This is a genomic window from Candidatus Binatia bacterium (assembly GCA_029243485.1).
Taxonomy (GTDB): Bacteria; Desulfobacterota; Binatia; order UBA12015; family UBA12015; genus VGTG01.
On record JAQWRY010000086.1, the window covers coordinates 586296 to 605423 of the forward strand.

Sequence of the window (19128 nt, forward strand, 5' to 3'; positions counted from 1 at the left end):
TGGGCAGTGGAGAACGGTGCCGGGCTTGATGAACTGGAATGGAACCTCGAACTGCCCGCTGCAGCGAAAGCAGTCGAGCGGCACTTCCCAGTCCTGGAGTGCGGGGACGCTGGCGACGAGGGCATCCTCGGGGCTCATCGCGGCGAATACCGCACCCGCGGCCGGCGCGGTTGCTCCGGCTGCTGCTGCGCCCGGCGCATCCCCCGCGGGCTCCGCACCCTCGGGGGCCGGCGGGGCCTCCTTGAAGCGCGACGGGAAATCCTCGGGGAAGGTCTCCTCGGGATGGATCTGCTTGGCGCGCTCCAACAGGACGGCCTCGGTCTCGGGGATCTTCGGGTCGGGCACGCAGCAATCGACCGGGCAGACGGCCGCGCAGGCCTCCGCGGCGAAGAAGCCCACGCATTCCGTGCACTTGTCCGGGACGATGTAGAAAAAGTCGTCCGAAATCGCGCCGTATTTGGCCCCGTCCAGCCCGTCGAACTCGACGCCCCCCTGGTAGATCGCGGTGTTGGGGCACTCCGGCTCGCAGGCGCCGCAGTTGATGCATTCGTCGGTGATGAAGGTGGCCATTTGCGCGAGGTTACCGACGGGCCCGGGAGCATTCAATCGAGCATCTTCCCGGGGCCCTGGCCTCGAACCTGGTCCCCAAATCTGCAATTGAGGCCCACCCGCGGCCGGGAAGGCCGCCCTTGGAGGAGAATATGGAAGACTACACCAAGTATTTGAACGACGGCGCAGACACTCTGGTCACGCTCGTCACGAATTGGGGCGTCCAGGTGGTCGGCGCGATCGCCGTTCTCATCGTGGGCCGTTGGGTTGCCGGGCGTCTGCGAAAAGGGGTGGTGCGTGGCCTCGAGCGGGCCGCGATCGACGCAGCGCTCCAGCCGTTCCTCTCGGGTGTCGTCTACTACCTGGTCATCATCGTCACGCTGGTCGCGGTGCTCGGGTTGTTTGGCATCGAGACGACGTCTCTCATCGCAGTCCTCGGCGGCGCGAGCGTCGGTATCAGTCTCGCATGGCAGGGAACGCTCTCGAACTTCGCAGCCGGGATGATGCTGCTGATCTTCCGGCCGTTCCGGCCCGGGCACTACGTGGAGGTCGCCGGTACCGCGGGGTCGGTCCGGGAGATCGGGATATTCTCGACGGTCCTCGCGACGCCCGACAACGTGCAGATCACCGTTCCCAATTCGTCGATCTTCGGAACGATCATCAAGAACTACTCCGCCAACTCGACGCGTCGAAACGACATCGTGATGGGCATCGCGTACACGGACGACATCGGCGTTGCGATGAAGACCATTCAGACGGTGGTCGAGGCGGACCCGCGCGTTCTCAAGGAGCCGGCTCCCGTGATCGCCGTGAGCGAGCTCGCGGATTCTTCGGTAAACATCGTCGTCCGACCGTGGTGCAACGCGACGGACTACGCGGCGCTGCGATCCGATCTCTTGCGCAACCTGAAGGAGCAGCTCGAGGCGGCGGGTTGTTCGATCCCGTTCCCGCAGACCGACGTCCACCTCTTCCAGGAGAAGGGCGCCGCTGCGAGCTGACGCCCGTTCTTCAGCGCACGTATCCGAGCGAGCGAAGCTCCTCGATGATTTCACCGTCGAGGTCGCTTCGCGCGACCGGTTTCTTTTCGTCGTCGTTGGTCGCGTAGGTTTCGATCGTCTGCTTCGTGCGGCCGGCTGCGTACTCTTCGGTGAACAGCTCGGTGAGCGGCCGGCCCCGGTGGTCGCGGGCCTGCGGCAGGTCGAGCGCGTAGAGCAGGGTGGGGAGGATGTCGAAGTGGGTGATCTCCCGCTTGGGTTGGGCACCCTTGTCGACCTGCGGGCCGGACAGGATGAGCGTGGCATTCTTGCGGTGTCCACCCGAGAGAAAACGCGCCTCGACCGAGTAGTCGTCGGCGCTTCGCTTCTTCGCGGAGGCGCGGAACCCGTGGTCTGAGAGCAGGATTACGAGGGCGTCTTCATCGATCAGCGGGAGCAGCCGGCCCGCGATCTCATCGACGTGCCGGTAATACGCCGGGATTACGTCGCCGAGCGCCTCGATCTGTTCGGCGGGGATCTCCCAGCGGTTCTTCTGGAACGGTTCGGGTTCGAACCACTGCCAGAAGCCGTGCCCGACGTAATCGGTGCCCTGCAGATAGACGGCCAGGACGTCGAGGTCTCGCTTGCGCGCGATCTCGAGCGCGCTGCCCGAATAGATCGAGTCTCGCCGGAAGATGTTCAGCAGGCGGTTCTGGAGCAGGTAGTGAACGGAGTAGCGCGGGTCGTCCTCGTCCAGGCTCTTCCATTCCCTGTCGAACTCATAGGTGGTGAACTTGTCGAGGATCTCGTCCCGGCGGATGTGCGGCACGTGGCGGAGCGGCTTCAAGAGGCCCGGGGGCGTCACATCGTTCTTGAACTGCCCACGCCAGGCGCGGTCGGAGACCATGAGCCCCACGTCGTTCTCCGCGGGCCAGGTCACCATCCAGCCGACGGTCGCGAGGTCGATGTCTCGTTCGCTCAAGATGTTCCAGAACGTCGGTCGCTTCCGGTGGCTCGAGTTGACCGGGTCGTCGCCGATCCTGAAGCCGGTGATGCCGTGCACCGTGGGCGGGACGCCGGTTGCGACGGTGGTCCAGACGACCGGAGACGACGTGCCGACGACGCATTCGATCTCGGTCAAGGTGCCGCGGTCGATCAGCTTCGCCAGGTTCGGCATCGAGCCGTCGGCGGTCCACCTGCGGACGAGCTCGGGGTCGAGGCCGTCGATGCCGAGAAGCAGAACCTTGGCCTTGCGGGGTCCGTCTTCGCCGTCCGGTGTGGGCTCGGCGGCGATCGCTCGGGGAGCGACGGTGGCGAGCGCGGCGAGGACCAGGAATGTGAGAAGGGAGTGGAATCGTCGGTGCATCATTGCAGCGAACGAATGTACGCGACGATGTTGATGATCTCACCCTTCGTGAGTTTCTTGCCGTACTTCAGCATGATCTCGGACTTGCCCACGCCCTCGCCGCCTTTTTCAGTGATTTCGATCATGAACTCGTCGGTGACCCCGTCCATGGCGCCGGGCGCGGTCCAATCCCGGATCTCGGGCTTCTCTTTCAACATGGGCAGGAGGTAGCCGTCGCCCTTGCCCTGTATGCCGTGGCACTGCGCACAGCCGTGCTTGTTGTAGAGCGTCTTTCCGGCGGCGGCGTCGCCGGCGGCGTAGGCCGCCTGCGCGAGGAGGAGAGACGTCGCGCCGGCCACCAGGGCCTTGAACACGCTCTTGGATCCGAGGCGCTCTCGATTCTCAGCTTGTCGTTGGTTCATCACACTCTCCACGTTCACTCGTAGGTTGGGAAGGTAGGCGTAGAGCGTCGTGAAGTCGGCTCGCGCCATCACGATCGCATCGAGGTCGGTGCGGGCGCGGACGGTGGCGGTGCGCGGGGCGTCGCTCAGAAGCGCCATCTCTCCGAAGTACTCACCGGCGCCCATGGTTGCGAGAACCTGGTCTTCCCCGTCGGGATCTTCGCGGATGGCTTCGACCTCGCCGGTCACGATCACGTAAACGAGATCGCCCGTGTCCCCCTGGCGGAAGACGGTCTCCCCGGCGTCGAAGTGAACCTCCGAAGTGCCGCGCGTGCGCAGGAAGTCGGTCGCCGCCACGAAGAGGGCGAGCGAGGCGCCCGCGACGATCGCGGCCTGCCCGATGATGAGGAACAGCGAGAGGGTGAGAGCGGTACAGATGTTCACCGCGACCAGCGTCAGGATCGCAGCCAGCACGATCAGCACCTTGGAAAGGAGGAGCACGCGTCCGCGCAGGCGCTGGCCGGGGAGGCGTACGAGATCGGGCGCGTTCATCCCTCGCCCTTTTCGGGGACGACCTCGACGACGATGTCGGCGAGCTTCGGGTGCGCGGGGCCGTGGCAGACGAGGCACGAGGTCACGGGTGCGCCGGTGTCCTCGTCGAGCTGCAGGAGGTTGTCGGAAATGGTCCGGTGAACACCTTGGCCGGATTCCAGGAAGCTCTTTGCGCCCGAATGACACTCCAGGCACGGGCCGTTGGTGTACGGCTGGTAGGTCTCGATCTGCTCGAGTCCGAGCGCCGTCGGGGAGGCCAGGAGCCAGTGGTAGAGGTGGGCGAATCCGCGGAACTTCGCTTCCGCCTCGCCCCAGACTCCGTAATCGGCGTGGCAGCGGTAGCAGGGATCGCGAGGGATGTAGCGCTCCGACGAGTGGACCGCCGCCAGGGTCGTGCTGGAGGAATCCAACATGTCCGCGACGTAAGGGTTCATCGCCGTGTGGCAGGAGTGGCAGAACTCCACGGACTTGGCCTGCTCGATGCTCGCGAAGGCTCCGAAGAGCATCATGAAGATCGGCAGGATCGTGAGGCCCAGGAAAAGCATGGTGCTCGCGGTCGCAGAGACGCGTCTCGTACTTTCGAGAATGGAGCCGACGAGGACCAGGACGAGAACGGCGATCGCCAGCGCCGTCGCGACCCAAACGCCGAGGTCGGCGAACCCGCTGGCGCTCTGGAGCGGGACTTCGATCGTCAGGTCCATGGTCGTGAGTTCCTACCATGTGCGGTCGCCGGGCTGAACGGGCTTGGTCGCCATGCCCGTTGCGTGGTAGGCCGCGCCCATGAAGCTCCTGCGAGCGGCATCGATCGTCTTCGGGCTTTCTCTGATCGCGCCTTTCCCCTGCCAGGCGGAAGGCGGACCGCATGAGAGCCAGGCGATGTTCCTGCGCTACTGCGGCAACTGCCATGGACCCGAGGGGACCGGGAATGGTGTCATGTCCGGCTTCTTGAAGAAGAAGCCGGCCGACCTGACCCAGCTCGCGAAGGCGAACGGCGGTGAGTTCCCGTTCCACAAGACGATGCGCTTCATCGACGGCACGCAGGACGTGAGCGCCCACGGGGATCCGGCCATGCCGGTCTGGGGCGAGGTCTTCAAAGCGGAGACCCGAGGCTCTCCCACCCAGCAGGCCGAGATCCGCGGCAAGATCCTCCTGATCACCGAGTACGTTCGCTCGATCCAGGAGGACTAGCCTCGCGGGCCGCAGTGGCACCGCGCTCGGTCGGCTCTTAGAATGCCCCTCTGTGAGGCCTGGGGTCGACGTCGTTGTGCCCGTGTTCGAGGCGCGGGAACACGTGGGGCGCTGCATCGCGAGTGTTCTGCGGCACGCGGGAGGCGACTTTCGTCTCGTGATCGTAGACGACGCGAGCCCCACGCCGGAGCTGCGCGCCGACCTCGACCGGATTGCGAGCGAGCAGGACCGGGTCGTCCTGCTCCGCAATGACGTCAATCAAGGTTTCGTCGTCAGCGCGAACCGCGGCCTGCGCCACGCGGATGGCCGCGACGTCGTGCTGCTCAACAGCGACACCATCGTGACCCGCGGCTTTCTTTCGAAGCTGACCGCCTGCGCCTACGAGGACGACGTCACGGGCATCGTTTCCCCTCTCACGAACAACGGAACCGTTTGTAGTGTTCCGCGGTTCATGGAGGACAACGAGATCCCGGCTTCGCTCACCGTGGACCAGTTCGGAATCTTGATCGAGCGTGCGAGCCGCCGCCGCCGCCCCGACCTCGTGACCGCAGTTGGGTTCTGCATGTTCGTTCGTCACGACTTGATTGCGCGCATCGGATTTCTCGACGAGGAGAACTTTCCGCGTGGCTACGGTGAAGAGAACGACTACAGCGAGCGCGCGCGCGAGGCGGGGTATCGGATTCGACTCTGCGACGACCTGTTCGTCGCGCATAGCGGAAGCGCCTCCTTCGGCGGCGAGACGAGCGAGCGTCAGAAGGCGCACAACGACGTGATCGGCCAGATGTACCCCACGTATCATCAGCGGGTGCAGGAGTTCATCCGCGAAAACCCGCTCGCCGATCTGCATCGCGACATTCACTCCGAGTTGGACGGGTGGGAGCGAGCGGGCTTCTTCGGTCGGAAATTGCGCCTCCTCGGCCTCTGAGCGACCGATGCGAATCCTTCAGGTCTCCAACGGCTATCCGCATCGTGCCTACGGCGGGGTCGAGCTCCATACCTATCGCGTCGTGGGGGCGTTGCGTCAGCGCGGGCACGACGTGTCGGTCTTTACGCGCCTCAGTGACCTCGCGCAGGTGGACGGCTCGATCGTCGACGAAGAGGTGGACGGCACCCCGGTTCGAAGCGTGGTCAACGACTTCAAGGCCGGAGCGTTTCGCGATCACTACCTGAGTGCGGGCGTGGCGGAGCGGTTTGGGGAGTACCTGAAGGAAGTCGATCCGGAGATCGTCCACTTCCAGCATTTGATCGGGCTGTCGGCGGATCTGCCAGCGATCGCGCGAGCGCACGGGGCTCGGGTCGTCGCGAGCGTGTTGGACTACTGGTACGTCTGCCAGCGCGTCATGTTCCAGCATCGAGACGGGACGCGGTGCGGCGGGCCGGCGCACCAGAGCTGTGTCGACTGTGTCCTCGGCGGATCCGCTCCGGCGCGAGGGTGGTTCGAACGCACCCGCGACCGCCTCCGTACGACGTCGGCGGACGTCGCGGCGATGGGTCCCGAATCAAATCGTCATCGGTTTCGCGCGTTGCGCGACGCACTCGCGACGTTTGAGCGGATGGATACGTGTGCGGACTTCGTCGTCGAGGAGTTCGCGCGCCAGGGCATGCCGTTCCCGATCAATCGGACGCGGGTGATCGCCCTGTCGGTCGACCGGGAGGGTTTCCCGCCGCCGACGCCCCCCGCGGATCTGCCGGTTCGTGAGGAGCGTCCTCTCCGCGTGGGCTTCGTGGGTCACTCCCTTCATCACAAGGGCCCGCACGTTCTCCTCGAAGCGCTTCGCCTGCTGCCCGGGCGGCCGATCGAGGTGCAGTTTTGGGGGAAGCGCTGGCCGGATCATTCTTACGACGCGGGCTTTTCCGGGCTCCTAGAAAACGAGCCCCGCGCCGCCCATCGTGGCCGCTTCGCTGATGGTGAGCTTTCCCGGGTGCTGGGCGACGTCGACGTCCTGTGCGTGCCGTCGACTTGTCTGGAGACGTACGGTCTGGCGACGCGGGAGGCATTCGTTGCGGGGCGTCCCGTCGTCACCAGCGACCGCGGGGCCCTGCCCGAATCGGTGCGCGACGGTGTAGATGGTCTGATCTTCCCCGGGGAAGATCCATCCGCACTCGCCGCGGCCCTCGCGCGCCTGATCGACGAACCGGCGCTCCTTCCCGCCTTGGCGGCGGGCGCCACCGAGGCGTCGCAACGTGTGAAGTCCATGGACCAGTACGCCGCGGAGATCGAGGAGTTCCTCTACCGCTGACACAGGTCTTGCTGGACTTCTTGTCTTCGGCGGTGGCAGATTCCGACGATGCGTCGGATAGTCCTTCTCGTCGTGCTCGCTCTCGCGCCGGCGTGTTCTCGCACGACCGTGACGAGCGAGCCGTCGATTCTCGATTCCGTTGCGTGTGTGCGCAACGAAGTCGCAGATGAGCGAGCGGGCTTGGATGTGTGGAACGAGACGATGGATCGTTTCGAGCGGGGCGACGCGGAGAACCCAACGGCCTCGACCCCCGTTGTCTTCGTCGGCAGCTCGAGCATCGTCTTCTGGCAGACGGTGAAGGACGACATGGCACCGCTGCCGGTGCTGAACCGAGGCTTTGGTGGCTCGGCGACGCGCCAGGCGACGCACAACGTCGAACGGATCGTGCTTCCTTATGATCCCCGTGCGGTCGTTCTGTACGAGGGAGACAATGACCTCGCCTTTGGGATGAGCGCCGACTGCGTGCTGCTCGACATGCAAGCCTTCGTCGAGAAGGTCCATGCCGGGAAGCCCGGTGTGCCGATTTACATCCTCGCGGTGAAGCCCTCGATTGCGCGCGCGCATCTCTGGGAAGAGTCGGTCCGAGCCAACGCCCTCATCGCTGCGTTGGCGGAAGAGGATCCGGAGGTCACGTTTATCGACGTGGCAACGCCGATGTTCGATGAGGACGGGAAGTTGAACAAAGATCTCTTCGTTGCTGACGGGTTGCACATGAATGCCAAGGGCTACGCGATTTGGACCGAGGCGGTTCGACCGGTGCTTCTCGCCGATCTGAATTAGGAGCGAGCTGTGTCGGAATCGAAAGCGGGAGTCTGTGTCGTTACGGGTGTCGGGCCGGGGACGGGAGCGGCGTTGTGTCGTCGTTTCGCCAAAGGAGGGTACGCCGTTGCGATGCTCGCGCGGTCGGAGGAGCGGCTCCGGGAGCTCGAGTCCGAGGTCGCGGGCAGCCGGGCGTACCCTACCGACGTGACGGATCCCGATGCGATCCGCGCGACGTTCGAGAAGATCCGCAAGGAGATGGGACCGATCCAGGTTCTCCTCCACAACGCGGGCAACGCGAGCTTCGGTGACTTCTCGACGATCAGCGAGGACCAGTTCGAGGCGGCGTGGCGGATCAACAGCCTCGCTCTGCTCGTGTGTGGCCAAGAAGCGGCCCGGGACATGGTCGAGCAAGGAAGTGGTGCGATCCTAGTCACGGGTGCCACCGCGTCACTGCGCGGGGGTGAGATGTTCGCGGCCTTCGCGCCCGCCAAGGCCGCGCAGCGTTCTCTCGCACAGTCGATGGCGCGTCACCTCGGCGCGAAGGGAGTGCACGTCGCGTACGTGGTGGTCGACGGCGTCATCGACATGCCGACGACGCGCCAGTTCATGCCGGATCGTCCCGACGAGAAATTCCTCGCACCCGCCTCGATCGCCGAGACGTTCTTTCAGGTCGCTCACCAGGAGAAGTCGGCCTGGACGTTCGAGCTCGACGTCCGACCGTACGGCGAGAGCTGGTAAGCTGGGGGCTGCTAGCTCCCGATGCGCCGGAGCTGGTAGATGTTTTTCGTGATCGCCACGACCTCGCCGGTTTCGTCCTTGAGTTCGCACTCCCACTCGTAGTCGGCCTTGCCGTCGCGCTCGGCTCGTTCGGCAATTTCGGCGGCGTCCTTCGGATCGAGCCGGACCTCGACCGTAATGTCGGTCTTGGCTGGGCGACGGAAGCGGATGCTCATGTCCCTCACGATCGGGTAGAAGCGCGTTGCGTCGAAGGACGTCGCGAAGATCGCGCCCCCGGGCAGCTCGGCCAACGTGAACAGGGAGCCCGCGTACATGATCTGGACGTGGTTGATGTTCGGTTCGAAGGGCATCTTCATTTTCACGTAGCCCTTGTCGATCTCCACGACCTCGATGCCGGTGCGGGCGACGGCGGGGATGCCGGTGGCGAGGGACTTCTTGAGCTTGCCCTTCAATTCTTCGGTGAGTTCCATGGATGGATCTTCGCTTCTGGGAGGTTCGCTTTCCAGGGGTCGACGGGACGGGTACCCGCGTAGTACCTAGCTCTTCCTAAACCGCTCCCGTTCGGGACAGCCCATCGGATGGTTCTCATGAAGATCACGCACCACGCCCTGCTCGTTTCCCTCGCCGTACTGCTCGCTCCGCCCGCTCTGGCGCAAGAGGAGAAGGCGCCCGAGCCGATTGCCGGGGTTGCCGAGGCACTGCAGGAGGGCGAGGACGGCGCCGAGCCCGAGGCGGAACCGACGCCGGCCGTGAAGAGCTTCGATTGTGCCGTGGACATCGCCGGGGAGCGGTGCACGGTCCCTCTCAGCGAAGGGGATACGGTCGACGGGGCAGTCGCCTACAAGGCGCACACCGGCAAATGGGTAGATTTCGGCTGGGGCCCGTTCAACACGGAGGGGCAGGCCCACGGGTGTGACTGGGTTCTTTCCTTCCCCGATCGTCTCGTCGAAGAGCGTGGTTGCTTCGAAGCCGGCAAGCGGCACGGTCCGTGGGAGACGTGTCGACTTCGTTTGGATCCGAACGGCGGGGGTGTCGGCCCGGCGCCCGCGAAGTGCCCGACTACCGAGTACGAGATGGGTGTCATCGTCGTGAAGGCGAAGGAGCCCGACCCCGAGCTCGCCGAAGAGGATGCGGACGGCGACGAGGCGGTTGCGCCCCAGAAGGGTGTGAAGCCCGAGACCGACAAGCCCTCCGATTCGTAGTTCCTCATCCGTGTTCGCGAGGCGGTTGTGGGCGGCGGTGCTTCCCGCTTAGGCTCGCGCGATGGAAGCGTCCGAGCGGCCCGGGCGCGCGTCTCGCCGCCGAGGAAGTCCTGGAGCGCGCGCGAACGTTCTTCGCCGGCCACGCCGGGGCTGCACTGTCGTGCTGCGAGCCCACGCGGACGACGACCTCGCGGCAGCGGCTCGCACCTCGGATCTGAGCGAGCACGCTTCTGAGGGGACGTTGGTTAGTCTCGCGAATTTCGTTTAGTCGCGAGCGCCGAACCTCCCAAACCAAGCCGAAGTTCCACCGCGACTCACCAACCTCCCCTCGAGAGGAGCTAACGTCCCCTCGAGAGGAGCTCTGAAATGCAAAAGGTTTACGGGGCCCTGACCGGGCTCGTCTGTGTCTCCTGGGGTGCTTCGGGCATCATGGGTCTGACGGGAGCCGAGCAGATCATGGAGGGCCTGGCCGCCCTCGGATATCCGGCCTACGTCGCGACGATTCTGGGTGTCTGGAAGCTCCGGGCGGCGGTGGTGCTGCTCGCGCCCGGTCTCCCCCTGATCAAAGAATGGTGCTATTCTGGGCTGTTTTTCGACCTCACGGGGGCTCTCGCCTCCCACCTATCTGAACGGGGACGCGCCAGCGGATCTGCTGCCGCGGCTGATCGTTCTGGCGCTCGTGACCGGGTCCTATGCCCTCCGGCCGGCGGACCGCTGGCTGGTCTGGCGAGGGGCGGACTACCCGGTTGCTGAAGGTCGGGAGCCCGGGTAGGTTGCCTGGATCGGTGGCCTGCCGCTCGGCGGGCCGACTTCTGCCCAGCACCAGCATCAGGATTGGTGCCCGGGGCCCTGTTTGAGAGGAAAAAAGCACATGAAGCTCACGTTTCGTTCGACGGCTATCGCCGCGTGCGCTGGCCTGATGGTCGCTGCGCTGTCGTTTACTCCGGCTGCTGCCCAGGGGGATCGCAACGCGAAGATCCTCGGAAATCTGAAACTCAACATGCCTCAGCTGGGGGACATGACCCCGGAGATGGGCGCCATCACCCCGAGTGGGATCGAAGGCCTCGACCAGGGTTCGTTCACCGTGCGTGGCCGCCCGTACACCTTCCTCGTCACCTCCGACGACAAGAAGCTGTGGCTCCTCCAAGGCGACGCCATGGACGTGAGTAAGGGTGAGGCAGAGATCAAGGTCGCGCTCGCAAAGCGCGAGGAGGAGAAGAAGAAGGAAGCCGCCGAGCGCACCCAGAAGCTCGCTGCTTCGCTCGAGGGCCGTCCGTTCCGGGGCAAGGCCGACGCGGAGGTCACGATCGTCGAGTTCTCCGACTTCCAATGCCCGTACTGTACGCGCGGTGCCAACACGGTCGACCAGATCCTCGAGAAGTACCCGGACGACGTGAAGTTCGTCTTCCAGCACTTCCCGCTGAACTTCCACCCGTGGGCCAAGCCCGCCGCAATCGCTGCGAACTGCGCGGGCAACCAGGACCAGGAAGCGTTCTGGGTTCTGCACGACGCCTACTTCAAGAACCAGAAGGCGCTCAAGCCCGAGAACGTCGTGGCCAACAGCAAGGATTACTTGAAGGGCAGCAAGGTCGACGTTGCTGTCTGGGAGAAGTGCGCGGGCGACACGAACTCGGCCGAGTACAAAGCCGAGGCCGCCAAGGTCGATGCGGACATGAAGTTCGGCCAGTCCATGGGCGTCTCCGGGACGCCGGGCTTCTTTGTGAACGGCGAGTTCCTGAACGGGGCGCAGCCGATCACCGCGTTCGTTCCGCTGATCGAGAAGGCGAAGCAGTCCGGCTCCTGATCGGACGCATCTGAAGAAAATGGGGGACGCACTTCGGTGCGTCCCCCATTTTTGTTTCTGGATCCCGCGGCTCGTGACGCTAGCGGTTCGACCGTAGTCCGCGGGTCACCGTGGAGAGCACGCGCAGCCACACGTCGATGGCTTCTTCGCGCTCGACCTCGCCGGCGCGCACGCGCGCGTGGAGGGTGTTGAGGAGATACAGACCGGCTTCCATTGCCACGTCCGCCTCGAGTTTCGTCATGCCGATGGCTCGCAGGGGCTGGTGCCAGCGCACGTCGTACTCCTGACGAAACGTCTTTGCGTGGTCTTTGATCTCGCGGCCGAGGTTCGGAGTCGACCGAAGGATGAGGCCCGCTGGACCCATCAGGTCGAGGCCCTCCCAGATCAAAGCCGTCAGCGCCCGCGAGGCAGGCGGGATCTTGCCTTCCGGAGTTTCGACGAACCCTCGTATGCCCTCGTCGATCAGCTCAGCCGAGAGGGCTCCCATCTGCCGGTAGTACTCGGTGAGAACCGCCATGAGGAGATCCTCGCGACGCGGGAAGTACCGGTAGAAGAGCGTCCGTCCGCAGCCCGCCATCTCGGCGACGCGGGGGACACGGACCGCCTCGACACCTCCCTCGACGATCAGTTGTTGCGCGATCTCGATGAATTGCCTCCGTCGGCGTTCGCCGGCGGTCCCAGTTGCGCTTGTCGCTGCGGTGGATTCGTCGGTCATGGCGCGTCTCTTCCGATGCTTGACGAATTGTAAGTCGTCCCCATTCTCTGTCTCGAGGAAAAAGGTTCGATGTCTGGTCTATACCTCCGCGGCCTCCGCGAATAGGCAATCAGCGTCGAGCCAGCCCTGCCAGGTCCAGGGGCGCGTCCGGATCACCCTCTCACAGGTCTGTAGAACGTCCGCCAAGAGAGCTTCCGGTTCCGAGCCGCGAGCGCGGGCATGGAATTCCAGTACGCGCCGATCGTCTTCGATCCGGCCGTCGTACGGAATCACCGGCGCGTCGTGCTTCGCCGCGAGCCGTAGAAGGCCTACCGGAAGCTGAAGAGGCCGGCCGAGGAGCGTGGCCGACGTGTGATCGCGAAGCTCGAACGCGGCGGGAGAGACATCGAGGAGGGCTACGACGACTCCACCGTCGCCCAGATGGCGGTCGAGCGCACCGCGAGTGCGCGGGCCGGGCTTGATGAACGGTGGGCTCAGGTGCCGCTCGAGGTAGCGCATTCGCATGTTCTGCATCGCCGCGTCGTAACCCTTCAAACGCTCGCGCGGAGGAACGTGAAGGAACGTCGGCGTGAACCCCCGCGCGCGAAGGACGTCGAAGACGCGGAAGCCGCCGGAGAAATGGAAGGACGTCACCACTGCCGGCCCTGAGGCCGGGAGGTTCTCGGCTCCGACGACCCGCGTCGAAGCCAGGCGGCGGGAGTCGCTCCAGGCCACCGAAGTCACTGCGTCGAGATCGTCGCAGGCCATCTCGGCCACGAAGGCGTCGCCGGCCGCTGCGGCGAGGTGTTCGTCGCCGAGGAGGTCGCGGGCCTTCTGCGTGACGACGCTGCCGAGCCATCGCCGACGGTCCCCGCCGAGCACGGGAGTCAGGCGCCGGGTGAGCGCGTACCCGGCCTGACTTGGGAGTATGGCCGCCGCGCGCCGTAGGAGCAGGTCGGACGATTCAAACATCAGGACACCGGTGTGACGACGGTATCGCCGGAGGGCACACGGATTTCGAACACGGTACCGGACTGAGAGAAGCCGCTTCGAGCGAGAGGTTCGCCGTCTGCCCGAGGTCGCAGCGCGGTGAGGAGGTGGACCGCCGCACCCGAGGCGGACACGCGGAGGGGCGCAAGCGTATCTTCGGTCCCCCAGGCTACGTCGACCGCGAGGTGAGCCGTCGAGGTTGCCGCGTCCGGGTTCTGATGCCGTGCGAGCGACGTATCGTTCTGGCGCCAACCGTCGTCGCCGCCGCCGCGCGGTCCCGCGGGAATGGAGAAGCGGCCGTGTGCCTCGCCCCGTTCGATGTCGACCGTGGCCGAGATCTCGCCGAGGTCGATCCCGCTCCCCTTCGTGACTTCGGCCCCCCTGGCGACGAGGGCGACCTTGTCCTTCCCGCCCAGATCACCGTCGAGAATCACGAGCTTCCGGCCCGCGACCCTGAGATCTGCCGCGCGGGCCGGGGGCGAGAAGAAAAGGAGGGCGGCTGCGACGTCGACGCGGAGAAACGACATTCCACACAGACTGTAGAACGATCGCCACGGCCGACGGAAGCCATCGCTGCCGCACCGAAATTTCTATGGCATCCAGGCCGGCTCCTGCGGGCCCCAGAATTAGGGATGGATATGGTGGGCTCGAAACGCAATCGTCTGGAGCGTGAAGACGATATTTGTCTGGACGCTCCAGGTGCTTCTTTCTCTCGTTTTCGCGTCTTCGGCCGAAGCGGATCCCGAGGGTTGTCGTCGCGGTGTCGCGAAAGCCGCGGCCGTTCATGCGCAGGCGCGGCTGTATGCTCTCGCCCGCTACCCGCGCGGCCGCCTCGCGGAGCTGCTGCGTCACCCAGGCGCTTGAGGGCGAGCGGGTCATCGACGTGAACGACTCGCCGCGAGCCGAGTTCGATCAAGGAGACGACAAAGCTCGGTCCGAAGAGCACGTCGTGCGCTCGGTCGCAGGGGCGACCGAGACCCCCTGCGGAGTGAAGTGAAACCTGGCGCCGCAGGCTCTGTCGGACAACTCTCCTCGGTCACCTGGGCCTGTTCGCAAAACGGTTCTGACACACGACCCGACGAGCCAGAGGAGCGCATCCGATCGGGTCTCCGCGGCCGGAGGGCGATCCCCGACGGCTGATATCCGGGGCATCTCTCGAAAGGCGCCCCGCCATGCGCCACTCTCCAAAAACGAGGACCGAGCTCCAGCCGGAGACGAGGCGCCCCGCCCCCGCAGCCTGTCCCGGCCCTTTTGCCCCTCTGGGACCACGCAGAACACTTACAAGCGGAGTTGTCATCGGAACTGCCCGACCTCTACAAGGTCTGCCATGAGTCATTCTGGTGAAACCAAGTTCAAGGGAGCCGACTTCGCGGACGCGCTCCAGAGCTCTGGCTTCGATTTCTTCACCGGCGTTCCCTGCTCGCTCATCGGTTCGGTCCTGATCGCGTTGGAAGATCAGGGCTACGTTCCGGAGACGCGCGAAGACGCGGCCCTCGGCCTCGCGGCGGGTGCTTTCATGGCAGGACGGCGTCCGGTCGTCCTGATGCAGAACTCGGGCCTCGGCGTCTCGTTGAACGCGATCGGTTCGTTGCAGCAGATATACGAGTTGCCGTGCCTGCTCGTCGTGACGTGGCGCGGGCTCGGAGGGAAGGACGCTCCGGAGCATCTGGTGATGGGCAAGGTGATGCCGAATCTCCTCGACGCCTACGAGATCGAATGGCGTTCTCTCGGCGAGCGTTCCCTCGCACAAGACGCGACCTGGGCGCGCGAGCGCTTCGATGCGAATCAGAAGCCGGTCGCGCTGGTGGTTCCGCCGGGAGTTCTGGGATGACCATTCTCACCACGAAAGACGCAGTCGAGGCCGCCATGCCGGCTCTGGACGGGTATGCCGTCGTTTGCGCGAACGGGTTCATCTCGCGCTGGGCGTGTTCGGTGAAAGATCGGCCCTCTCACTTCTACATGATCGGGTCGATGGGCCTCGCGTCTTCGATCGGTCTCGGAATCGCCCTGGCGCAGCCGGAGCAGCCGGTGGCTGTGTTGGATGGCGACGGGAACGTCCTGATGAATCTCGGCCAGCTTCCGATGATCGCTGCGTCGAAGCCGAAGCGGTTCTTCCACTTCGTCATCGACAACGGAGTCTACGCGAGCACCGGAAACCAGCCGACGATCTCCCGGAGCGTCGCCCTCGAGAAGATCGCGGCCGCGTCCGGCTACGCCCGTGCGGCCCGCGTGAGCGACCGCGCTTCACTTGATCAGAAGGTGGCGGAGTTCGTCGGCGCCGACGGGCCGAGTTTGCTCCTGGTCGAGACGGTCCCCGAGTCCGGTCCGCCCGCCCCGCGAATCCCGTACACGCCCGAGGAGATGACGGCTCGGATGCGCGGCGCCCTCGGAGGGGGCGCGTGATCCTTCTCAACCCCGGGCCGGTGAACGTGAGCCCGCGGGTCACGCAGGCCATGTCGCGGGGCGATCTGTGCCACCGCGAGCCCGAATTCAGCGATCTGCTCGAGGCCGTTCGCTCGAAGCTCATTCGGGCCTTCGCTCCGAAGGGAGACTGGGTGGCCGTGCCGCTCACCGGCTCGGGAACGCTGGCGCTGGAGGCGGCCGTGAGTTCCTCGGTGGCGGTCGGGCGGAAGATGCTCGTCGTGGTGAACGGCGTCTACGGCGCCCGAATTCGCGAAATGGCGGAGACGCACGGCGTGGAAACGGTGGTCTTGGAGTCGGCCTGGACCGAGCGGCCGGACCCCGCGGCCGTCGCGGAAGCGCTTCGGGCCGACTCGGCGATCGAGGTCGTAGCCGTCGTGCATCATGAGACGACGACTGGCCTGCGGAATCCGATCGAGGAGATGGGTCGTGTCGTGCGCGACGCCGGGCGCGTTTTCCTGGTCGATTCGATCAGCGGGCTCGCCGGGGATCCGATCGACGTGGACGCGTGGGGCGTCGACATCTGTGTCGGGGTTGCGAACAAGTGCATCCAAGGCGTCCCCGGCATTGGTTTCGTTCTGGCTCGACGCCCGGAGTTGCTCCGGATGGACACGATTCCGCAGCGAACGGTCTACCTCCATTTGCCGAGGCACTACGCGGCCCACGAGAAGCGAACGGTTCCTTTCACCGCGGCCGTGCAGGCGCTCTACGCGCTCGATGAGGCTCTCGATGAGCTGCTCGAAGAGACGGTCGCCGGTCGCATCGAACGGTACGAAGCGGCTGCGCGCCAGCTGCGCGCCGGGTTCACCGGGCTCGGATTGGAGATTCTGCTTCCTGAGGAGTGGCGGTCGAACTCGATCACAACCTTGGGGCTCCCTCCCGGGGTCACCTACGCCGCCCTCCATCGCAGTCTCAAGAACGATGGCTTCGTGATCTACGAAGGGCAGGGGCATCTGGGCGCGACCGCGTTTCGCGTGGCGAACATGGGCGCCCTCACTCGTGACGATTTCGCGCGGTTTCTCACCGCGCTCGAGAGGGCGGTCGCGTGAAGCCTGCGGCGATCATATTGGCGGCCGGTGTCGGGAAGCGGTTCGGTGGTGCTCTGGCAGATCAACCGAAGGGTCTGCTGGACGTGGGTGGTGAAACACTTCTGGGGCGCCTCGTTCGCCAACTTCGCGCCGCCGGGGTCCGGGAGATCGTGATCGTGGTCGGGTTCGGCGGCGAGCATGTGGTGGCCGCCTTCGGCGACCAGCCCGGCGTGCGTATTCTGCAGAACCCCGATTTTCGCCGGGGGGCGATCTTGTCGCTCTACACGGCGCGGGATTGGTTGGAACGCTCGGTCCTCGTCATGGACGCCGACGTCTTCGGGCCCGACGCACTCGTCGCTCGCCTCGTCGATTCCCGTCACGAAAGCTGCTTTCTGCTCGATTCGCGTTCGGAAGCCAGCGGGGAAGAGCAGATGCTGATGGTGAAGGGCGACCGGGTTCAAGACATCGCCCGGATTCCGCGCGGCGCGTTCGATCGCATGGGAGAGTCGGTTGGCTTCTTGAAGCTCGGCCCCGCGGCCGCGGCGCGGCTGCGCGAACTGCTGGCCGAGCGGATCGACCGGGGCGAAATCGATCTCGAGCACGAAGAGGTCTATCCGACGCTCCTCGTGGAGGTGGAGGTGGGGTTCGAACTGGTCGACGACCTGTCGTGGACCGAGGTCGATTTCCCCGATGACCTGGAACGGGCTCGGAAGATCGCAGCCGACATCGAGTCCTGAGGCTTCAGGCCGTCCAGGCGACGGAGCGTCCGTCGAGCCATTTTCGTGGCACGAGGTACGGCCCCTTCAGCGCGCCTCGGTCCCACGTGCCGAATCCGAGCTGGGTTCCGGGCAGGCCCAGCGCGGCCGGCAAGGCCTTCACTTGCTCGAGGCCGTCCCGCAGGCCGCGTCGTGAGAGCTCGGGCGCGTGCGCGAGCCCTTCGACGACGAGTGTTGCCAAGTCTGCGTAGAGGACGCCCGTCGGGCCGGCGTCGTCGGCCAGGCCGAGTGCCCTGCGGGCGTCGCGGAACCCCGGGTTCTCCTCGCTGAAGACGTCGATGTAACACCAGCCCTCGACGGCGGCGTCGTAGGGTGGGCCCGCCCATCCGAACATCCCGCACGAGTTGCAGGCGCGCGTGCCCGCAAAATTCCCGGAGCCGAGCGCCGCGGAAACTGCGGGGAGGTCGAGTCCGAGTCCGAGGTAGACGAGGGCATCCGGGGAAGCCCGGAGCGCGGTGTGCACTGCGTCGGCGGGGTCGCTGCCCGGATCGAGACCGACGGAGTTGGCGACGGGCAGGCCCACCGCCGAACACGCGGATTCGAAGAAGGTGGCGTAGCGCAAGCCGATCGTCGCTCGTTCGAAGAGCACCGAGACGCGCGCGTGGCCGCCGCGCGAGAGCTGGCGCGCGAGGAGGACGGGCTCCTCTTCGTGCGATCCGATCTGCAGGTGGAACATGTGCTCGCCGCGCGCCCGTTCGGTTCCGGCGAAGTTCACGGTGGGAAGCGCGTGCGTTTCGGCGAGGGGGGTCGCGATCAGAGCGTTGTCGCCGATGGCGGGGCCGAGCACTCCGAGGACGTCGCGAGCGGCGAGCTCCGCGAAGGCGTCTTCCACGTCGCGCGCGGTCCCGCGGGGGAGCCCATCCGCGGTCGCGATGTGAAGCTGGATCGGCTCGTGGAACCGGCCGGTCCGCTTGGTGCGCGACCCGGCGAGTTCGAGCGCACGTTCCAGGAGTGGCCGATCGACCCCGTGCGGGGTGTCGTCGAGAACGCCGAGATGAATCACGGCGCAAGCCTATCAGATTGGGCCCGCGCCTCGCGGCCCAGGGCAGGGTGACGGCGGCTGAGACGCAGAGATTCGCGATCTTCTTCGTCTGCAGCTCGTGGAAATTGATCGAGTCGAAGCTCGAGAGGATCCGGCTCCTGAAGCAGGTGTAGTCGTTGGCTCCGCAGGTGAGAGTGCCGTCACCGGTTTCGCACGCACCGCTCTCGTACTGGTCGCCAGCCGTGCAGATCTCGCCGTCTTCGCATGCGGTACCGTCCGCGAGGGCGGGATGGGCGCAGGTGCCCTCGGAGCAGACGTCGTCTGTGCAGTCATCCGCGTCGTCGGGACACGAGCCTCCTTCGTTGGCGAGCTGAGGGATCTCGACCTCCCCACTCGTTCCTAACGTCGAGTCGAGGACGCCGGCCGTGTCGAGTCGCTGGAGGTTGGCCGGACCGCTGCCGAACGCGGCGCCGGCGATGACG

The 19128-nt window shown here is 65.7% G+C and carries 22 protein-coding genes and 1 pseudogene; 14 read left to right on the forward strand and 9 right to left on the reverse strand.

Going from position 1 to position 19128, the window contains the following annotated elements; all coding sequences use genetic code 11:
• Positions 1-297: 297 nt before the first annotated feature.
• Positions 298-570 (reverse strand): annotated as a pseudogene (locus P8R42_27540) (4Fe-4S dicluster domain-containing protein).
• A gap of 131 nt (positions 571-701) precedes the next feature.
• Between P8R42_27540 and P8R42_27545 the strand changes: the two are divergent.
• A complete protein-coding gene (locus P8R42_27545; GenBank protein MDG2308349.1) occupies positions 702-1547 on the forward strand; it encodes a mechanosensitive ion channel in 846 nt (281 codons plus the stop codon).
• A 10-nt stretch (positions 1548-1557) separates the two neighbouring features.
• On the opposite strand, the gene P8R42_27550 is transcribed toward P8R42_27545, so the two are convergent.
• The 3 genes from P8R42_27550 to P8R42_27560 are packed head-to-tail and all read right to left on the reverse strand — an operon-like array spanning position 1558 to position 4522.
• A complete protein-coding gene (locus P8R42_27550; protein ID MDG2308350.1) occupies positions 1558-2892 on the reverse strand; it encodes an alkaline phosphatase family protein in 1335 nt (444 codons plus the stop codon).
• Positions 2889-3821 (reverse strand): cyclic nucleotide-binding domain-containing protein, encoded by a 933-nt coding sequence (locus P8R42_27555; GenBank protein ID MDG2308351.1) that lies wholly within the window; start codon positions 3819-3821, stop codon positions 2889-2891. Before P8R42_27555 ends, P8R42_27550 begins: the two co-directional genes overlap by 4 nt.
• Positions 3818-4522 carry a NapC/NirT family cytochrome c gene (locus tag P8R42_27560; GenBank protein MDG2308352.1) on the reverse strand — a complete coding sequence of 235 codons (705 nt, stop codon included), beginning with the start codon at positions 4520-4522 and terminating at the stop codon, positions 3818-3820. Before P8R42_27560 ends, P8R42_27555 begins: the two co-directional genes overlap by 4 nt.
• Positions 4523-4601: 79 nt before the next feature.
• Between P8R42_27560 and P8R42_27565 the strand changes: the two genes are divergently transcribed.
• Genes P8R42_27565 through P8R42_27585 form a run of 5 tightly spaced genes read left to right on the forward strand, consistent with a single transcriptional unit; the run spans position 4602 to position 8749 of the window.
• The gene (locus P8R42_27565) at positions 4602-5009 is read left to right on the forward strand and encodes a cytochrome c (GenBank protein ID MDG2308353.1); all 408 of its coding nucleotides are present in this window, start codon (positions 4602-4604) and stop codon (positions 5007-5009) included.
• 52 nt (positions 5010-5061) lie between these two features.
• Positions 5062-5934, forward strand: a complete 873-nt coding sequence (locus P8R42_27570; protein MDG2308354.1) for a glycosyltransferase — start codon at positions 5062-5064, stop codon at positions 5932-5934.
• A gap of 7 nt (positions 5935-5941) precedes the next feature.
• Entirely contained in the window at positions 5942-7249 is a 1308-nt protein-coding gene (locus P8R42_27575) for a glycosyltransferase (GenBank protein MDG2308355.1), read from the forward strand.
• A 48-nt stretch (positions 7250-7297) separates the two neighbouring features.
• Positions 7298-8029, forward strand: a complete 732-nt coding sequence (locus P8R42_27580) for an SGNH/GDSL hydrolase family protein (GenBank protein ID MDG2308356.1) — start codon at positions 7298-7300, stop codon at positions 8027-8029.
• Between the two features lie 9 nt (positions 8030-8038).
• A complete protein-coding gene (locus tag P8R42_27585) occupies positions 8039-8749 on the forward strand; it encodes an SDR family NAD(P)-dependent oxidoreductase (protein MDG2308357.1) in 711 nt (236 codons plus the stop codon).
• 11 nt (positions 8750-8760) lie between these two features.
• Here the strand turns inward: P8R42_27585 and P8R42_27590 are convergent, their stop codons facing one another.
• Complete coding sequence (locus P8R42_27590; GenBank protein MDG2308358.1) at positions 8761-9219, reverse strand: PaaI family thioesterase; 459 nt, start codon at positions 9217-9219, stop codon at positions 8761-8763.
• Between the two features lie 117 nt (positions 9220-9336).
• Here P8R42_27590 and P8R42_27595 point away from each other — a divergent pair, with 117 nt between their 5' ends.
• From P8R42_27595 to P8R42_27605, 3 genes are all read left to right on the forward strand, one after another.
• Entirely contained in the window at positions 9337-9951 is a 615-nt protein-coding gene (locus tag P8R42_27595) for a hypothetical protein (protein ID MDG2308359.1), read from the forward strand.
• 366 nt (positions 9952-10317) lie between these two features.
• Entirely contained in the window at positions 10318-10704 is a 387-nt protein-coding gene (locus tag P8R42_27600) for a DoxX family protein (protein MDG2308360.1), read from the forward strand.
• Positions 10705-10822: 118 nt separating this feature from the next.
• Positions 10823-11755: a thioredoxin domain-containing protein gene (locus tag P8R42_27605; protein ID MDG2308361.1), complete on the forward strand. Its 933-nt coding sequence runs from the start codon at positions 10823-10825 to the stop codon at positions 11753-11755.
• A 79-nt stretch (positions 11756-11834) separates the two neighbouring features.
• Here the strand turns inward: P8R42_27605 and P8R42_27610 are convergent, their stop codons facing one another.
• The 3 genes from P8R42_27610 to P8R42_27620 form a co-directional block, all read right to left on the reverse strand.
• The gene (locus P8R42_27610) at positions 11835-12470 is read right to left on the reverse strand and encodes a TetR/AcrR family transcriptional regulator (protein MDG2308362.1); all 636 of its coding nucleotides are present in this window, start codon (positions 12468-12470) and stop codon (positions 11835-11837) included.
• Between the two features lie 78 nt (positions 12471-12548).
• Positions 12549-13421 (reverse strand): hypothetical protein, encoded by an 873-nt coding sequence (locus P8R42_27615; protein MDG2308363.1) that lies wholly within the window; start codon positions 13419-13421, stop codon positions 12549-12551.
• Positions 13421-13966: a hypothetical protein gene (locus tag P8R42_27620; GenBank protein ID MDG2308364.1), complete on the reverse strand. Its 546-nt coding sequence runs from the start codon at positions 13964-13966 to the stop codon at positions 13421-13423. The genes P8R42_27615 and P8R42_27620 overlap by 1 nt, the downstream gene beginning before the upstream one ends.
• A gap of 275 nt (positions 13967-14241) precedes the next feature.
• Here P8R42_27620 and P8R42_27625 point away from each other — a divergent pair, with 275 nt between their 5' ends.
• From P8R42_27625 to P8R42_27645, 5 genes are all read left to right on the forward strand, one after another.
• Positions 14242-14436, forward strand: a complete 195-nt coding sequence (locus tag P8R42_27625; GenBank protein ID MDG2308365.1) for a hypothetical protein — start codon at positions 14242-14244, stop codon at positions 14434-14436.
• A gap of 330 nt (positions 14437-14766) precedes the next feature.
• Positions 14767-15270 (forward strand): thiamine pyrophosphate-binding protein, encoded by a 504-nt coding sequence (locus P8R42_27630; protein MDG2308366.1) that lies wholly within the window; start codon positions 14767-14769, stop codon positions 15268-15270.
• Positions 15267-15842: a thiamine pyrophosphate-dependent enzyme gene (locus tag P8R42_27635; protein ID MDG2308367.1), complete on the forward strand. Its 576-nt coding sequence runs from the start codon at positions 15267-15269 to the stop codon at positions 15840-15842. The genes P8R42_27630 and P8R42_27635 overlap by 4 nt, the downstream gene beginning before the upstream one ends.
• On the forward strand, positions 15839-16909 hold the full coding sequence (locus tag P8R42_27640) for an alanine--glyoxylate aminotransferase family protein (GenBank protein MDG2308368.1): 1071 nt from the start codon (positions 15839-15841) through the stop codon (positions 16907-16909). Before P8R42_27635 ends, P8R42_27640 begins: the two co-directional genes overlap by 4 nt.
• Complete coding sequence (locus tag P8R42_27645) at positions 16906-17625, forward strand: phosphocholine cytidylyltransferase family protein (protein ID MDG2308369.1); 720 nt, start codon at positions 16906-16908, stop codon at positions 17623-17625. The genes P8R42_27640 and P8R42_27645 overlap by 4 nt, the downstream gene beginning before the upstream one ends.
• 4 nt (positions 17626-17629) lie before the next feature.
• On the opposite strand, the gene P8R42_27650 is transcribed toward P8R42_27645, so the two are convergent.
• Complete coding sequence (locus tag P8R42_27650) at positions 17630-18667, reverse strand: ABC transporter substrate-binding protein (GenBank protein MDG2308370.1); 1038 nt, start codon at positions 18665-18667, stop codon at positions 17630-17632.
• Positions 18668-19128: the final 461 nt, after the last annotated feature.

What these genes read in the sequence shown, in the direction of transcription:
- P8R42_27635 (MDG2308367.1), top strand. Translation starts at nt 15,267, where the DNA reads ATGACCATTCTCACCACGAAAGACGCAGTCGAGGCCGCCATGCCGGCT.
- P8R42_27630 (MDG2308366.1), top strand. Translation starts at nt 14,767, where the DNA reads ATGAGTCATTCTGGTGAAACCAAGTTCAAGGGAGCCGACTTCGCGGAC.
- P8R42_27600 (MDG2308360.1), top strand. Translation starts at nt 10,318, where the DNA reads ATGCAAAAGGTTTACGGGGCCCTGACCGGGCTCGTCTGTGTCTCCTGG.
- P8R42_27620 (MDG2308364.1), bottom strand. Translation starts at nt 13,966, where the DNA reads ATGTCGTTTCTCCGCGTCGACGTCGCAGCCGCCCTCCTTTTCTTCTCG.
- P8R42_27605 (MDG2308361.1), top strand. Translation starts at nt 10,823, where the DNA reads ATGAAGCTCACGTTTCGTTCGACGGCTATCGCCGCGTGCGCTGGCCTG.
- P8R42_27550 (MDG2308350.1), bottom strand. Translation starts at nt 2,892, where the DNA reads ATGATGCACCGACGATTCCACTCCCTTCTCACATTCCTGGTCCTCGCC.
- P8R42_27595 (MDG2308359.1), top strand. Translation starts at nt 9,337, where the DNA reads ATGAAGATCACGCACCACGCCCTGCTCGTTTCCCTCGCCGTACTGCTC.
- P8R42_27565 (MDG2308353.1), top strand. Translation starts at nt 4,602, where the DNA reads ATGAAGCTCCTGCGAGCGGCATCGATCGTCTTCGGGCTTTCTCTGATC.
- P8R42_27590 (MDG2308358.1), bottom strand. Translation starts at nt 9,219, where the DNA reads ATGGAACTCACCGAAGAATTGAAGGGCAAGCTCAAGAAGTCCCTCGCC.
- P8R42_27555 (MDG2308351.1), bottom strand. Translation starts at nt 3,821, where the DNA reads ATGAACGCGCCCGATCTCGTACGCCTCCCCGGCCAGCGCCTGCGCGGA.
- P8R42_27625 (MDG2308365.1), top strand. Translation starts at nt 14,242, where the DNA reads ATGCTCTCGCCCGCTACCCGCGCGGCCGCCTCGCGGAGCTGCTGCGTC.
- P8R42_27575 (MDG2308355.1), top strand. Translation starts at nt 5,942, where the DNA reads ATGCGAATCCTTCAGGTCTCCAACGGCTATCCGCATCGTGCCTACGGC.
- P8R42_27610 (MDG2308362.1), bottom strand. Translation starts at nt 12,470, where the DNA reads ATGACCGACGAATCCACCGCAGCGACAAGCGCAACTGGGACCGCCGGC.
- P8R42_27560 (MDG2308352.1), bottom strand. Translation starts at nt 4,522, where the DNA reads ATGGACCTGACGATCGAAGTCCCGCTCCAGAGCGCCAGCGGGTTCGCC.
- P8R42_27545 (MDG2308349.1), top strand. Translation starts at nt 702, where the DNA reads ATGGAAGACTACACCAAGTATTTGAACGACGGCGCAGACACTCTGGTC.
- P8R42_27580 (MDG2308356.1), top strand. Translation starts at nt 7,298, where the DNA reads ATGCGTCGGATAGTCCTTCTCGTCGTGCTCGCTCTCGCGCCGGCGTGT.
- P8R42_27615 (MDG2308363.1), bottom strand. Translation starts at nt 13,421, where the DNA reads ATGTTTGAATCGTCCGACCTGCTCCTACGGCGCGCGGCGGCCATACTC.